The organism is Homoserinimonas sp. A447, from assembly GCF_054489325.1.
Genome location: NZ_JBTMWW010000001.1, coordinates 1,759,395 through 1,773,854 on the forward strand (window position 1 = coordinate 1,759,395; position 14,460 = coordinate 1,773,854).

Below are 14,460 nucleotides of genomic sequence, written 5' to 3' on the forward strand. Positions count from 1 at the left end.
TCGTCAGCTCCCTTGCGGAGTTGCGTCGACCCCTCATCACGACTGACCAACCCCGAAAGGCATGCCCGTGCCGAAAATGCTGCTCGCTACCGCCACCACCGGTGCAATTCTGGCTTTCGGCCTGACCGGGTGTGCCTTGGTCACCCAGGTGACGGATGCCGCCCAGGGCAAGAAGGATGTGTTCAGCATCCAGGTCGGTGACTGCATGAACGATGACGACAGCGAAGCGACCGAAGTGACTGCGGTCAGGGACGCGTCCTGCGACGACCTTCATGACAACGAGGTGTACCTGACCTGGGAGTTCGACGCCGATGAGTTCCCCGCCGGTACCGCATATCCCGGCGACGAAACGGTTTCCGGTGATGCCGACAACGGGTGCTTCGCGGACTTCGGGAGCTGGATCGGCGCACCATACGAAGAGACGTCACTGAACTACTTCCCGTACTACCCGAGTGAGCAGAGCTGGGATCAGGGCGACCGTGAGGTGGTCTGCCTGGCATTCGACATGAACGGCCCGGTCACCGGCTCACTCGAGGGCAAAGGCGCCGAGTACCCCTACCTCGGATAGGCCTTACTCGCCGAGATTACGGCGGGCCGACATGGCCCTCTGCGCCTCGCGGGTGTCCTGCCGCTCACGCAGCGCCTGGCGCTTGTCGTACTCGCGCTTGCCCTTCGCGACGGCGATCTCCACCTTGGCGCGGCCGTCGCTGAAGTACAGCGAGAGCGGCACCAGCGTGTATCCACCCTCCTTGACCTTGTTGTGGATCTTCAGGATCTGCGCCTTGTGCAGCAGCAGCTTGCGCTTGCGCCGCGGCGGGTGATTGTTCCAGGTGCCGCCGGTGTATTCGGGAATGTGAACGGCATCCAGCCACGCCTCCCCGCCATCGATGAACGCGTAACCGTCGACCAGGCTCGCCCGACCGGCACGCAGCGACTTCACCTCGGTGCCCGTCAAGACCAGGCCGGCCTCATAGGTGTCTTCGATGGTGTAGTCGTGGCGTGCTTTGCGGTTCGACGCGACAACTTTCTGTCCACGTTCCCTGGGCACGATTCACTCCTGGTTGGTTGATGCTGCGTTCGGCAGCCCATCAGTCTAACGCCCTGCTCGTGCCCCTCAGGCAAGCCTGGTCGTGCTGTCGGCCGCCGCGATCAGGTTCTCATCGTGGGCGGAGACCAGCACGGTGATGCCATCCGCCGACAGTTCTTTCAGCAGTCGGATGACCGAGTCGGCACTTGCCCGGTCGAGACTGGCCGTCGGCTCATCCACCATGAGCACCCGTGGGCTGAGCAGCAGCGATCGGGCGAAAGCCACCCGCTGCCGCTCCCCGCCACTGAGCTGGTCCGGCCGGTTCCTGGCCTGCCCGCCGATTCCGAGCACATCGAGCAGGTCGAGGGCGACGGATGCCAGTTCGCGGGTTCGCCGCGCGGCGACAGCAGGCAGCAGCACATTCTCGATCGCGCTGAGGCCGGGAATCAGGGTCCCGTTCTGGTCGAGGTAGCCGACGAAATCGCGTCGCAGGGCGGTGATCCTGGCGTTGCCGAGCGCGGCGATGCTGTCGCCGTTCCAGCGCACCTCCCCGGTGGTCGGCGCGGCGAGGCCGGCTGCCACTCGCAGGATGCTGGTCTTGCCCGAACCACTCCGCCCGGCCAGGCAGTGCATCTCACCGCGTACCAGCCGCAGGTCGTAGTTGGTCACAATGTCCAGCGGATGCCCGTCAGCCCTTGGGTAACGGATGGTCACCCCCGCCAGTTCGACGACCGGGGCACTGGTCGCCGACGACACCGACTGCCTCCGTGTCGACTGCAGCGGACCTGCCTGGGCCTGATCCGTCATCGTTTCTCCCTCCAGCCGGCCAGCACGAGCGCGACCGTCAATACTCCTGCCGCACCGGCGGCAACCGGCAGGCTCAGCTCGCGGAACTCGATGGCAACGGCTCCGACATAGATCCAGGCAGTGGCGCCGGCCAGGGCGAGCGACGGCAGCCCGGCCAGGAGACCTTCGGCCAGCTGCACCATCCGAAGCTGGCCAGCGCTGAACCCCATCGCGCTCATCGTCGCCCACTGTTCACGCCTGCGTGTCAGCCCGATGCGGCGGGCGATCACCGCAAGGACGATTCCGGCAATCAGGGCGAGGAGCCCAAGGCCGGCCTGCGAGACGAAAGCCTGGGTGAATGCGAACTCGCCGAGGACCGAGTCTCCGGCTGCCCTGCGACCCTCCAGCACCGTCACAGCCACCGCAGCTGCGGATGCCCCGACAACGACGGTCGCGAGCAGTTGGACAATGGCGCTCGTCGGATGCACCACCAACTGGCGCACCGCGAAGCGTGGGCTCGACGTCACCCACGCGTCCAGCTCGCCTTCCCCTCGGACGCGCGCACCGCGTTGCCACCACCGGGAACCCTCCGTCGTCGGGCGCGCTCCGAGCGCAACGGCAAGCGCTGAGGTGAGCACCAGCACCGCCGTCGAGGCGCCGACCACGAGACCCACGCTCGGTCGCATGCCCGACACGACAAGCGCGGCAATACCGGCCAGTGCTATCAGCGCGAGTGAAACCAGCTCTTCGGCCGCCATCCAGCGGAACACCTGCCTGCGGTCCCAGCCGATGGTACGCATGACGGATGCCTGCGCCCGGCGACCAGGAACCGACGCCAGCAACAGCGCGGATGCCGCGAGCGCCACGGCGAGTACGCCGAAACTCGAGAAGGAGACGGCCAGGTCGACGCGGGATGCCGCACCCAGTTCCGACCACCGCTGGGTGACCGCGCCCAGATACCCGATCTCCTGCTCGTCATCGGCACTGGTCACACCGAACGCGTAGTCGTCGACGTGCAGCGTCACATCCGTCGGCGACGATCCAGCCACAATGGTGGCCACGAACCCGAGATCCTGCAACTCCTGCGCGACGGTGGCAATGGTTCCGAACCCGGCGACGGAGGGTGCGTCCACGTCCGCGACCCGCACCCGCACCGCATTGATCGGCGAAAGCTGGCCCATTGCGACCGCGGAATCGACGGATGCGATCGCCACGGTATCGGCGCTGACCAGCCCCAGGCCGGAAACGCTCGGGTTCAGCTCCACTGTGCTGGTTCCGCCGCGTGGTGTCTCGAGCGCGACCGTCGACCCCAGGGCGTGGTAGGCACCGAGCGGAACGTGGCCCAGTTCGGTCTGCAGGTCGGCGATGCCGTCGAGGGAGAAACCGCCGACCGGGACGGCCGCGAACCCGTAGCCGGAGGTGATCGCCCTGGCCCGGAGCTCTGAGATGAAGGTACTCTCCACCCCGGCCACCGTGCCGTCCTCCTGCAGGGGGACCATATTATTCGGGTCATGCATCGACAGGAGGGGGGCCAGGTATCCGCTCGATCGCACGTCGACTTCGACGCCGTCCTTCTCGTCGCTGGTCACCCGGTAGTTCGGGGGCTTAGCGCTGCCCAAGGCATAGATGTTCATTCCGTACGGTGAGAGTCGCCCCTCCCCCACCTCCGTCGAAGTGCCGGGCCACGGGATCCGGACTTCCCGGTCATTGAACGGGTTGAGGAGGGCCGACGCGTCCACTGTGGTGGATCCGATCGGTCTTCCCGGGTCGCCCGCTTCCAGCGCCGCGGGGAGTTCGAACAGCTGTGACGCGAATGGGGCTGGCGGCCCTGACGCGATCGCCGGGCCGAACGCCTCCACCGTGATGGTGACCGTCAGCGGAGCCGGCCCGGTCTTCCGCACCACCAGCGGGATGTATTCCGCCTCAGAGGACTCGAAGTCGATGGTCGAACCGTTGTCCTCATAGAGTTGTTTCAGTTCAGCAAGCCAGCGGTAGTGCCCGCTCTGCAGGGCATCCAGCGCCTCCTTCTGCTGTGCAAACGCCCGGGTGAAGTCGTTGTCGACCGATGCGCTCCAGGCTTCGACCGCGGCCGTCGACGCTGGCCCGTCTCCCGAGAGCGCCTCGAGCGGCTTCAGGAAGTCGCCGGCCTCGCCGAGCAGTGCACGCTCGGCGACCGGGTCGACGAGGGTGACCCGGGTGCTGGCGTTGACGGCGCTGCCCAGCGTGAACAACACCTGGTCACCGTCGATCTCACCGCCACTCGCCCAGCCACCGCCAATCGGATAGGAGACGGTCGCCTCAGGCGTGCGGTTTCCGCAGCTGGCTGCCAGCAGCGGATACTTCTCCGGGTCGACTTCGAAGTCGTCGAAGACACAGGGCGGCCACTCCTGCTCTGGATGATCGGTCTCATCGACCACCAGCGGATACACCTCGGCGGAGACCAGGCGCTCACCCAGTCCGTCATCCGTGTGGCGGGTCACCGTCAGGCGGAACGCCTGAGGTACCTGATTAGCCCCGGCAGCACCCCGGGGCAGCACAAACCTCTCCTGCCGCGACGCGAGCGCCGGGATGATGACTTCTCCGATCGGCGCCGCAACGTCGATTCCGGCGACAGAACGGATGCTCGCGAGGTCTTCCAGCGTCATGGTTTCGGAGCCCCCGGCCAGCGCGTTGGGCGCCAGCAGTCCAGCCACCTCGCTGCCCTCTGCGGTCACCAGGATGTCGTAGGCACCCCGCCAGTTCTCATCGAGCAGAGATTGAAGACGGTCGGCGGCGGTGACGTTGATCCCGGCTGCCGCAAGGCTCACCAGCGCGAGAATGGCGACCGCAATGACACGCGCGCGATTGCGCACCACCCTGCGAACAGGGCCGGGGACGACCGCCATGCAGCTCCCCCTTTAGCCGAACATCACTCAGCACGCTATCGGGAAAGAACCGCCCGCCGCTAGACCTTCAGGTAGCGGCTGATCGCCACATTCGCCGAAACGGCCGCGAGCACCGCGCCGATACCCAGCAGGATCGGCACCACCACGAACGCCTCCGACAACCCGACGAACGAAGTGGACACCATCAGCGAACCGAGATAGCCCTGCACGAAGAAGTGCACGATACCCACCGTGGCCGCACCGGCCAGCACGGACCCGATCAGCGCGGCGATCACCCCCTCGAGGATGAATGGCGTCTGGATGAACCGGTTGGATGCGCCGACCAACCGCATGATGCCGAGTTCCCGGCGGCGACTGAACGCACTGAGGCGGATGGTCGTGGCGATGAGCAGCACGGCGGCAACAAGCATCAATGACGCAATGCCGATCGCGGTGAAGCTGGCGGCGTTCAGCGCGTCGAAGATCGGGTCGAGGTATTTGCGCTGGTCGACGACCTCTTCGACACCGGGTTGACCGGAGAGGGTCTCCACCAGCACGTCGGATTGGGTCGGGTCGACCAGGTTGACCCAGAACGCTTCGGCCATCAGTTCCGGGGTGATGAAGTCGGCGTCGCCGGCATCCGTGAACTGAAGATACCTGGCGTACGCCTCATCATGGTTCTCGAACTCGTAGTGGTCGATGAGCGGCGCCAGCTGCGGCGATTTCAGCACGCCGGCCACAGCATCCTTCTCCGCCTGTGTCGCCTCGGTCAGATTGCAGGCTTCGGATCCGGTCGTCGCCGTGCACAGGTAGACCGCCACCTGCGCCTTGTCGTACCAGTAACCCTTCAGCTCGCCGATCTGCATCTGCAGCAGGATCGCGGCGCCGACGAAGGTGAGCGAGATGAAGGTGACGAGCACAACGGAGATCACCATGGACACGTTGCGTCGCAGGCCGTTGCCGACCTCCGACATGATCAGGCTGAACCTCACAGTGCTGCCCCCGACTGTGCTGGACCAGCCTTTGTTGTCCCTGTACCGAAGCCCTGGATCGGAACTGCCTGCGTCTGGTAACCGCCATGGCGCTCATCGCGTACCACCTGCCCGCTCACCAGCTCGATGACGCGACGCTTCATCTGGTCGACGATGCCGGCATCGTGGGTGGCCATGATGACGGTGGTGCCACTCTGGCTGATGCGCTCCAGCAGGGTCATGATGCCGGCGCTGGTGGAAGGGTCGAGGTTACCGGTCGGCTCGTCAGCGAGCAGGATGGCCGGCCGGTTGACGATGGCGCGGGCAATGGCAACGCGTTGCTGCTCACCGCCGGAAAGCTCGTGCGGGAGCCGACCGGCCTTGCCTGCCAGGCCGACCATCTTGAGCACGTCGGGAACGGCCTCCTGGATGAAGCCCTTGCTCTTGCCGATCACCTGCAGCGAGAACGCCACGTTGTCGAAGACCGTCTTCTGCGGCAGCAGGCGGAAGTCCTGGAACACCACACCCAGGTTGCGGCGGAAGTACGGCACTTTGCGGCTGGACAGCGAGCCGAGGTTCTGGCCGAGCACATGGATCTGCCCCTTGCTCGGGTTCTCCTCCTTCAGCACCAGGCGGAGGAAGCTGGACTTCCCGCTGCCGGATGCGCCGACCAGGAAGACGAACTCCCCGCGGAGGATCTCGAGGGTGACGCTGTTGAGAGCGGGTCTCGTGTTACCCCGGTACAGCTTGGTGACGTTGTCAAGGCGAATCATGGCTCTACGAGCCTAGGCAAGCATCCGCCTTTCGCCCGGAGCGACAGGCCGCGCTACTACCCCTTGTCGCGCTTTCTCCACTTGATACCGGCGTTGATGAACCCATCGAGGTCTCCGTCGAACACATTGGACGGGTTGTTCACCTCGAACTCGGTACGCAGGTCCTTCACCATCTGGTACGGCGCGAGCACGTAGCTGCGCATCTGATCGCCCCAGCTGGCGGTGATGATGCCGGCCAGTTCCTTCTTGGTTGCGGCCTCCTGCTCGTGCTGCAACACCAGCAGCCGGGACTGCAGCACTCGCATGGCCGCCGCGCGGTTCTGAATCTGGCTCTTCTCGTTCTGCATGGAGACGACGGTGCCGGTCGGGATGTGGGTGAGGCGCACAGCAGAGTCTGTGGTGTTCACCGACTGGCCACCCGGTCCGCTGGAGCGGAAGACGTCGACCCGGATGTCGTTCTCCGGGATCTCGATCGCCTCCTTCTCCTCCATCAGCGGGATCACCTCGACGGCTGCGAACGACGTCTGGCGCTTGCCTGCCGAGTTGAACGGACTCATCCGCACCAGGCGATGGGTTCCGGCCTCGACGCTGAGCGTGCCGAACGCGTACGGGGCATCCACTTCGATGGTGGTCGACTTGATGCCGGCCTCCTCCGCGTAGCTGGTGTCGAGCACCCGGGTCGGGTGGCCGTGCTGTTCGGCCCAGCGCAGGTACATCCGCTGCAGCATTTCGGCGAAGTCAGCGGCGTCGACTCCACCGGCTCCCGCGCGGATGGTGATGACGGCCGGGCGCGAGTCCCACTCGCCGTTGAGCAGTGTTTGCACCTCCAGGTCACCGAGGATCTTCTGGATGCTGGTCAGCTCGGTCCGCGCTTCGGCGGCCGCGTCGGAGTCGCCCTCCTCGTTGGCCAGCTCGACCATGATCTCAAGGTCGTCGAGGCGGCCGGCGATGCTGGTGATCTTGGCCAGTTCCGCCTGCCGGTGACTGAGGTCGCTGGTAACTTTCTGCGCCTTGTCGGTGTCGTCCCAGAGGTCGGGCTCGCCCGCCTCGGCACTCAGCCTGACGATCTCCGCCTCGAGGCGCTCAACACCCACCACCGAACGGATGTCGTTGAAGGTCGCGCGGAGGGCGGCGATCTGCCCGGAAAGATCTAGCTCGTCCATGTCGAGACAAGCCTACCGGCCAGCACCACGGCGTTGATCGCGGGTTGATCGCGCCTAGTGTTGATCCGTGAGCACCGCGCCGGACCCGTCATTCCGCTGGCGGTCCATCGCGCTACCCGCCCTGGTGCCAACCCTGCTGTTCTCGATCGGCGAGGGCGCGATCATCCCGATCATCCCGCTGTTCGCCGAGAACCTGGGGGCGACGCTGGCGGTCGCGGGCCTGGTGGGCGGCATCCTGATGATCGGGGAGCTGGTCGGCGACATTCCGAGCGGCTGGCTGGTCAGCCGCATCGGCGAGCGCCCGGCGATGATCGGCGCGGCGTTCCTCAGCGTGATCGGCCTGGTGATCTGCCTGCTCTCGGCCAGCGCGGTCGCCCTCAGCTTCGGTGTCTTCCTGGTCGGCCTGGCCACAGCCGTGTTCGCCCTCGCCCGCCACGCCTTCATGACCAGCTTCGTGCCGATCACCCACCGCGCCCGTGCCCTCTCGAGCCTGGGCGGCATCTTCCGGTTCGGGTATTTCATCGGGCCCTTCATCACGGCTGGCGCCATCCACCTGTTCGGCACCGTGGCATCCGCTTTCTGGATCCACATCGTCGCCTGCCTGGCCGCGGCCGCCGTGCTGATCCTGGTGCGGGACCCGACCGCCGCGTTCGGCACGCTGAACACGGTGCGCGCCGAAGACGGAAAGCGGATGCGCGAGGGTGAGGCGCTGGTCGCCGGCGAAGCGCGCGGGCTGTTCCGTACCATCTATGCGAACCGCGCTGTTCTCACCAAGCTGGGCTCCGGGGCCGCCCTCATCGGCGCGCTGCGGGCCAGTCGGGCGGTCATCCTGCCGCTGTGGGCGGTCAGCATCGGCATCGGGGACGCCAACACCGCCCTCATCATCGGGATCGCCGGCGCGGCAGACTTCGCCCTGTTCTACGCCAGCGGCCAGATCATGGACCGCTGGGGCCGCCTGTTCACCGCCCTCCCGTCGATGGTCGGGCTCGGCCTCGGCCACCTCGTGCTCTCGCTCACCCACGACCTCCCCCAGAACGTGGAGTGGTTCATCGCCGCGGCCATGTTCCTGTCGCTGGCGAACGGCATCGGGAGCGGCATCCTGATGACACTGGGGGCGGATCTGGCCGACAAGCGGAACCCGGCGCCGTTCCTGGGCGCCTGGCGCTTCACCGGCGGGATCGGCTCCGCGGGAGCCCCGCTCGCCATCGCCGGAATCACCGCTCTCGCGTCGCTCCCGTTCGCTGCGGCGACCATGGGAGTGCTGGGGTTCGTGGGCGCTGGAATCCTGCTGCGCTACGTGCCGAAATACGTGCCGCACCGGCGTTAGCATTGCTTATGATTCCTGCCGCCAACCTCATCGCGTTCGGCTTGGCATCCATCCCGTTGATCATCATTCCGGGGCCGAGCGTGCTGTTCACCATCGGTCGTTCCCTGTCCCTCGGGCGCGTGGGCGGGCTGCTCACCGTGGTCGGCAACTCGATCGGTGCGTTCATCATCACGGTGGCGATCGCATTCGGGCTGGGCGCGATCCTCGAGGATTCCGTCGCGCTGTTCACCATCGTCAAGGTGCTCGGAGCCGCCTACATCGCCTTCCTCGGCGTGCAGGCGATCCGGCATCGCAACCAGAAGGCGGACGCCGCCACCACCATCGCGGCTCGGCGCGGGCCGGTACTCACCCTCTGGGAGGGTTTCGTGGTCGGGGTCACCAACGTGAAGACGATCATCTTCCTGGTCGCCGTTCTTCCGCTGTTCGTGGACCATTCGAGCGGCGGCATCCCCGGGCAGATCATGCTGCTGGGGGCCGTGTTCGTCGCAGTCGCGCTCACCAGTGACAGCATCTGGGCGTTGGTCGCCGGTTCCGCCCGCGAATGGTTCGGCAGGTCACCGAACCGGATGGCCGGGCTCAGCGCGACCGGTGGCGTCATGATGATCGGGCTGGGCGCATCCGTTCTCTTCCTCGGGCACGGCAAGGCCGCCTGAAGCAGCTTGCGTTCAGCGTGGGAGCGCCCATGCATCGCAGGCACACGTACGAATCCGCGGCGGGTCACACCACGGCGCGCACGGATCGGTGGCGGGCGGGTGCATATCCACCGGCGATCCACCGATCGGTGCGCGTGGACCCACGAAGCGGGTGCCGTGGTCCCAGGCAGCTACGAGAAGACTGAGCGGGCGACAGCGGTGACGTCGATGCGGATGCCGTCCGGCACCAACAGGGACACCATCGGTGGACGCCAATCCGCGGAGAGTTGCACGGTGGCGCTGCGCCCGTCGACGGTCTCAGCCCTCTCGACCGCGAGGTTCTGGAACGCGTGCGGCGCGATGGAGAGATACCCGCTCACCGCGTCCGTGACATCCGGCGAGCGAAGCAGCGGGCGCGGCCCGTCGGGAGTCATGGTGACACTGTCGAGCTCGAACGCCTCCGCGCCGGCAAGGGCGGCACCATCGGCCAGCGTGAACAAGCGCTTGCGTTCGAGGTAGAGCGAGGTGGCCGCGACGACGAGCAGCACCAGCACGAGTGCGAGGAACCCGTAAAAGATGGTGAGCAGCAGCGTGGAGCCGGACTCGTCGGAGAAGTCGGTGCGTTTCATCGTCCGCTCCAGAAACGGGAGACCTGCTGGGTCGCAGTCGCCTCCAGCGGAACGGCGAGCGGCACGTCGAGGGTGAGGCCAGGAGGCACCAGCGGCAGGGTCACCTCGACGCCGACGTTGACGGTCACTGTTCCCAGCCGGGTGAGGCACTGGGAGGGGTTCGGTGCGCAGTTGACCGCCACCGTCGCATCCGCCGCGTCCAGCCCGTAGTCGGCGAGCGCGAACTGGATGGCCCGCTCGGCTTGTGCGGTCGCACTCGCCACGGTGTCACCCTGCACGAACACGCGCGCAGCCTGCCGCGCTGCACCTTCAACCGCGAGCGCCCCGGCCTGCAGGGCGGACATGACCAGCACCAGGTAGACGAGCGGCAGCAACAGCAGCATGCCGGCGGTGATGAACTCGAGCGACGCCGATCCTTCTTCGCTGCGATAGTGCCCGTTCCGGAGGGATGTGCCCCGCGGAACGGGTGCATCTCTCCGGAACGGGCACTTCGGCGAGACGGGTTCAGTCGAGGGTTTCGATCGCCGCATGGCCGACCACCTCCAAACCGCCGTCGATGCCGACCAATCCGATCAGCGGCAGCGGCGTGCGCACCGTGACCGCGGCCGCCGGATGCCCGAGATAGCTTCCGGTGGACGCCGTCACGTCGGCGGCATAGTCGGGCCCGAGCGCGACGCTGATCAGGTCACGGGTTCGGGCGACGCCATCCGCCAACTCGTTGTCGGCGAGCGCGGCGAACCGAGCACCCTCGGCCGCAGCATCCAGCACCGTGTTGCGGATGTGCAGGGCGAGCCCCAGCTGGATCACCGACAAGGTGAGGATGGTGAGCAGGGCACTGACCATGACGAACTCGGCCACCGCGGTGCCGGTGTCATCTGCAAGCCTGCCCCACCGCACGGTGGCTTCAGAATCCGGTGACGCGTTCGATGGCCTGCTGGAACACACTGCTCAGCGCCGGCCCGGCCAGGCTCCAGATGATCACGACCAAACCAGCAGTCATGAGTGTAATGAGAACCCAGCCGGGAACATCCCCGCGTTCTTCGGCGAGCAATCGGTCAGGGTTCAGCGCCAGCGCGTTCTCTGGGACGAGATCGTTCATCACGGGGTTCCTTTCGGGTTGACGGGTTCAGAATCCGACCTGGAGCACGAGGATCCCAGGGAAGATGGCGAAGATGATGGTGGTGGGCAGAATGAGGAAGACCAGCGGAATGAGCATGGCGACCTCCTTCTTCCCGGCGATCTCGATCAGTTGCCGTTTGGCATCCTCGCGAGAGTCCTGCGCCTGAGCCCGGAACACTTCGGCCAGCGGCGTCCCCCGCTCCAGTGCCCCGGTGATCTGCTCGACGGATCGGGTCAGGGCGGGGAGTTGCACGCCGGCCGCCATCCGGGTCAACGATTCGGAGAGCGGAAGCCCGGTATTCACCTCGGAGATGACCCGGCCCAATTCGGAGGCGAGTTCGCCGCGGCTGATGCGGGACACCCGGCGGATGGCGTCGAGCACTCCCTCTCCGGCCGACATGCTCAGCGTGAGGAACTCGAGAACGGTGGGAAGCTCGCTCGCCATCCGGGCCAAGCGGGCGGAGGCGGCCCGCTGCAGCACATGGTCGCGGCCCACGAGACCCGCAGCGGCGAACACGACAACAACCAGGACATGGGCGATGAGTGGCAACGATTGGCTGCGACTCAACGCGAAAGCCGCGAGCACACCAACAGCACCACCGGCGAGTGCCCAGGCCAATTGCCGTGACCGGAACGCATCGACGCCCAGCGTCGACCCGGATTGGCGCAGCCGCAGCGCGATGGTCGCGTTGCCACCGAGCACCTGCGAGAGCGCGCTCCGCGCACGGTCGACCCCGGGCGAGAACAGCGCACCAATGATCGGCAACGGGTCCACCGTGCGCCTCCCCAGCATGGCCCTCGCCCCGTCGGAGAAGTCGGCGACATACGGGGCAACCCGACTGGCCAGGCTCGGCCGGCCGAGCCTGGGAACCAGGCTCACGAGGGACCACAAGCCGAGACCGAGCATGGCCCCGAGCAGCACGCCCCACCCGATGAGTGGGTTCATTGGAACCACCGCCGTTCCTCCGGCAACCTGCCCAGCGCGACCATCACCCGGTAGGCCACAAACGTCACGGCCGCGCCGGACGCTATGAGCACCGCCCCGGCCGCCGTGTTGTAGGCGGCCGCAGCCTCAGGCCGCGTCGCCAGCAGGAGGAGGATCACCCACGGTGCGGCGATACCGAGCCGCGCCGCATTCAGCACCCACGACTGGCGGGCCTCCACCTCGGTGCGGATGGCGGTCTCCTGCCGGAGGTAGGCAGAGAGGTTGCGCAGGACCGTGGTGAGTTCGCTTCCGCCAACCTCACGGGACATCCGCAGCGTTTCCAGGATGCGATCGGCGACCGGGTCGGCCAGCCGCGCCTTGGCGTTGTCAAGGCAGGCACCGAAGTTGGCTGTGGCGCGGTAGTCCCGCTCGAAGGCAGCGAATGCCTCGCGAGTTGGCGCCGGCCCGCTGTGCGCCAGGGTGACGACACTGTCGGGCAGCGCGAGGCCCGAGCGCACCGCGGAGACCAAGTGATCGACCAGGTCGGGCCAGAGAATCCGATTCGCCCGGCGGTGGGCTGCCGCCCGCCAATTGACGATGGCCGCCGGCGCCAGGGAAACCACGATTCCGGCGGCAACGGCGAGGGCGAGCACCGGCACCAGGGCAAGCGTCGCAGCGCCAGCCGCCAGGCCGAGCACCATCGAAACCGCAATGAGCCCTGGCACGCTGACCGCGTGCAAACCTGCCAGCGCGATGCGCTGCTCGAGCGCGCCGACCTTGCGGGGGTGCAGCCGGACGCGGCGATCCCGGTTCGGCCACAGGAATGGTGACGCGGCCAGGAGCAGCCCGAGACCGAGCGCGCATCCGATCAGGAGGGTCACGATGCCGCCCGCGCCAAGACCGTGATCGGATCGAGCCCGGATGCCCGGAACTTCGACGTTCGCACCGGGTAGCTGCCGGTCGGCTCCAGCACGCCGTCCTGCAGGGTGAAGATCGTGCTGGTTTCGATCACCGACCCGCTGACCTGACCGCTCGGCGCGACGACCTCGGTGATCCTTCGCTTGCCGCTGCGCTCCAACTCGCAGTGCACCACCATGTCGATGGTTGAGGCGACGGTCGGGACGACGAAGGACGAGTCGATGTTGCGCCCGGCCAGGAGCGGCAGGGTCGACAGCTTCGACAGGGCGTCCCTCGCCCCGTTCGCGTGGATGCTGCACATGCCGGGCAGGCCGGAGTTCAGCGCGATGAGCAGGTCGAGTGATTCCGCCTCACGCACCTCGCCGACGACCAAGCGGTCGGGGCGCATCCGCAGCGCTTCCTTGATGAGCCGGCGCAGCGTGATCTCACCGGTGCCCTCCAGGCTCGGCTGGCGGCACTGCATCGACACGACATCTCGCGCGGAGAGGTCGAGCTCGAAGGTCTCTTCCACGGTGACGATGCGCTCGGTCGGGCGGGAGGAGGAGAGAAGCGCATTCAGCAGGGTCGTCTTGCCGCTCTGCGTCGCACCGGAGACGAGGATGTTCTGCCCCGACAGCACGCACATCCGCAGGAATTGGGCGGCCGGCACCGTCAGCGAACCGAGTTCCACCAGGTGCTGCAGGTCTTTGATGCGCTGGGTGAACTTGCGGATGTTCACCGCCCAATGCTTCTGCGTCACATCCGGAATCACCACGTGAAGTCGGGAACCGTCCGGAAGCGAGGCGTCCACGAACGGCGATGACAGGTCGACGCGGCGCCCGGTGGACTGCAGCATCCGCTCGACTAGGTCCCGCACCGCGGAGTCGGTCAGTTCGATGGGCGTCTGCTCCGGGATGCCGTTGCGCGCCACGAACACCTTGCTGGGCCCGTTGATCCAGATCTCCTCGATCTCCGGGTCGTCGAAGAGCGGCTGGAGTACGCCGAACCCGGCGATCGCCGCGACGACGTCGCGGGCGGCCTGCTGCTCATCGACCAATAGCGGCAGTGAGCCTCCGAGGGCGTGCTCGCTGTAACGCTGCACCTCGTCGTGCACGTAGCGACCGGCGAGCGTGCGGTCCGCAGCGAGGTCGACCCCGTCCAGGCGGATGCGCTCGCGCACGCGGTCAGTAATGATCGCCACGGCCTTGGACATGCGGCAATCATGGTGCAAACCCGGAACCGCCCGTGCCAGTTATCCACAGCCCAGAATGTCTGCTATTGCTGATGTTTGTACAGTGTCACTTGACAGCGAGCGCTCGGCGATCCCATAATTCAACTACTCCCCCG

General features: G+C 66.8%; 16 protein-coding genes. 3 read left to right on the forward strand and 13 right to left on the reverse strand.

The window, feature by feature from the left end; translation table 11 throughout:
• Window positions 1–76 precede the first annotated feature (76 nt).
• A complete protein-coding gene (locus ACX3O0_RS08550; protein ID WP_459108464.1) occupies window positions 77–568 on the forward strand; it encodes a septum formation family protein in 492 nt (163 codons plus the stop codon).
• A gap of 3 nt (window positions 569–571) precedes the next feature.
• Here ACX3O0_RS08550 and smpB read toward each other — a convergent pair whose 3' ends face one another.
• The 6 genes from smpB to prfB form a co-directional block, all read right to left on the reverse strand.
• Entirely contained in the window at window positions 572–1,048 is a 477-nt protein-coding gene (gene smpB / locus ACX3O0_RS08555; RefSeq protein ID WP_459093256.1) for an SsrA-binding protein SmpB, read from the reverse strand.
• Between the two features lie 66 nt (window positions 1,049–1,114).
• Window positions 1,115–1,834 carry an ABC transporter ATP-binding protein gene (locus ACX3O0_RS08560; protein WP_459107433.1) on the reverse strand — a complete coding sequence of 240 codons (720 nt, stop codon included), beginning with the start codon at window positions 1,832–1,834 and terminating at the stop codon, window positions 1,115–1,117.
• Complete coding sequence (locus ACX3O0_RS08565) at window positions 1,831–4,698, reverse strand: hypothetical protein (RefSeq protein WP_459107434.1); 2,868 nt, start codon at window positions 4,696–4,698, stop codon at window positions 1,831–1,833. Before ACX3O0_RS08565 ends, ACX3O0_RS08560 begins: the two co-directional genes overlap by 4 nt.
• A gap of 59 nt (window positions 4,699–4,757) precedes the next feature.
• Complete coding sequence (gene ftsX / locus ACX3O0_RS08570; protein WP_459107435.1) at window positions 4,758–5,669, reverse strand: permease-like cell division protein FtsX; 912 nt, start codon at window positions 5,667–5,669, stop codon at window positions 4,758–4,760.
• Window positions 5,666–6,421: a cell division ATP-binding protein FtsE gene (gene ftsE / locus ACX3O0_RS08575; RefSeq protein ID WP_459093260.1), complete on the reverse strand. Its 756-nt coding sequence runs from the start codon at window positions 6,419–6,421 to the stop codon at window positions 5,666–5,668. Before ftsE ends, ftsX begins: the two co-directional genes overlap by 4 nt.
• 56 nt (window positions 6,422–6,477) lie before the next feature.
• Window positions 6,478–7,584 (reverse strand): peptide chain release factor 2, encoded by a 1,107-nt coding sequence (prfB, locus tag ACX3O0_RS08580; protein WP_459107436.1) that lies wholly within the window; start codon window positions 7,582–7,584, stop codon window positions 6,478–6,480.
• Window positions 7,585–7,651: 67 nt separating this feature from the next.
• On the opposite strand from prfB, the gene ACX3O0_RS08585 reads away from it, so the two are divergent.
• Both ACX3O0_RS08585 and ACX3O0_RS08590 read left to right on the forward strand, forming a co-directional pair.
• A complete protein-coding gene (locus ACX3O0_RS08585) occupies window positions 7,652–8,911 on the forward strand; it encodes an MFS transporter (protein ID WP_459093262.1) in 1,260 nt (419 codons plus the stop codon).
• Between the two features lie 8 nt (window positions 8,912–8,919).
• Window positions 8,920–9,564 carry a LysE family translocator gene (locus tag ACX3O0_RS08590; RefSeq protein ID WP_459107437.1) on the forward strand — a complete coding sequence of 215 codons (645 nt, stop codon included), beginning with the start codon at window positions 8,920–8,922 and terminating at the stop codon, window positions 9,562–9,564.
• A gap of 170 nt (window positions 9,565–9,734) precedes the next feature.
• Here the strand turns inward: ACX3O0_RS08590 and ACX3O0_RS08595 are convergent, their stop codons facing one another.
• The 7 genes from ACX3O0_RS08595 to ACX3O0_RS08625 are packed head-to-tail and all read right to left on the reverse strand — an operon-like array spanning window position 9,735 to window position 14,326.
• Window positions 9,735–10,172 (reverse strand): pilus assembly protein TadG-related protein, encoded by a 438-nt coding sequence (locus tag ACX3O0_RS08595; protein WP_459107438.1) that lies wholly within the window; start codon window positions 10,170–10,172, stop codon window positions 9,735–9,737.
• Window positions 10,169–10,702: a hypothetical protein gene (locus ACX3O0_RS08600; protein ID WP_459107439.1), complete on the reverse strand. Its 534-nt coding sequence runs from the start codon at window positions 10,700–10,702 to the stop codon at window positions 10,169–10,171. The genes ACX3O0_RS08595 and ACX3O0_RS08600 overlap by 4 nt, the downstream gene beginning before the upstream one ends.
• Window positions 10,677–11,069: a TadE/TadG family type IV pilus assembly protein gene (locus ACX3O0_RS08605; protein ID WP_459107440.1), complete on the reverse strand. Its 393-nt coding sequence runs from the start codon at window positions 11,067–11,069 to the stop codon at window positions 10,677–10,679. Before ACX3O0_RS08605 ends, ACX3O0_RS08600 begins: the two co-directional genes overlap by 26 nt.
• A gap of 7 nt (window positions 11,070–11,076) precedes the next feature.
• On the reverse strand, window positions 11,077–11,271 hold the full coding sequence (locus tag ACX3O0_RS08610) for a hypothetical protein (RefSeq protein ID WP_459093267.1): 195 nt from the start codon (window positions 11,269–11,271) through the stop codon (window positions 11,077–11,079).
• Between the two features lie 27 nt (window positions 11,272–11,298).
• Complete coding sequence (locus ACX3O0_RS08615; RefSeq protein WP_459107441.1) at window positions 11,299–12,237, reverse strand: type II secretion system F family protein; 939 nt, start codon at window positions 12,235–12,237, stop codon at window positions 11,299–11,301.
• Entirely contained in the window at window positions 12,234–13,097 is an 864-nt protein-coding gene (locus ACX3O0_RS08620; RefSeq protein ID WP_459107442.1) for a type II secretion system F family protein, read from the reverse strand. The genes ACX3O0_RS08615 and ACX3O0_RS08620 overlap by 4 nt, the downstream gene beginning before the upstream one ends.
• Window positions 13,094–14,326 carry a CpaF family protein gene (locus tag ACX3O0_RS08625; RefSeq protein WP_459107443.1) on the reverse strand — a complete coding sequence of 411 codons (1,233 nt, stop codon included), beginning with the start codon at window positions 14,324–14,326 and terminating at the stop codon, window positions 13,094–13,096. Before ACX3O0_RS08625 ends, ACX3O0_RS08620 begins: the two co-directional genes overlap by 4 nt.
• Between the last annotated feature and the right edge of the window lie 134 nt (window positions 14,327–14,460).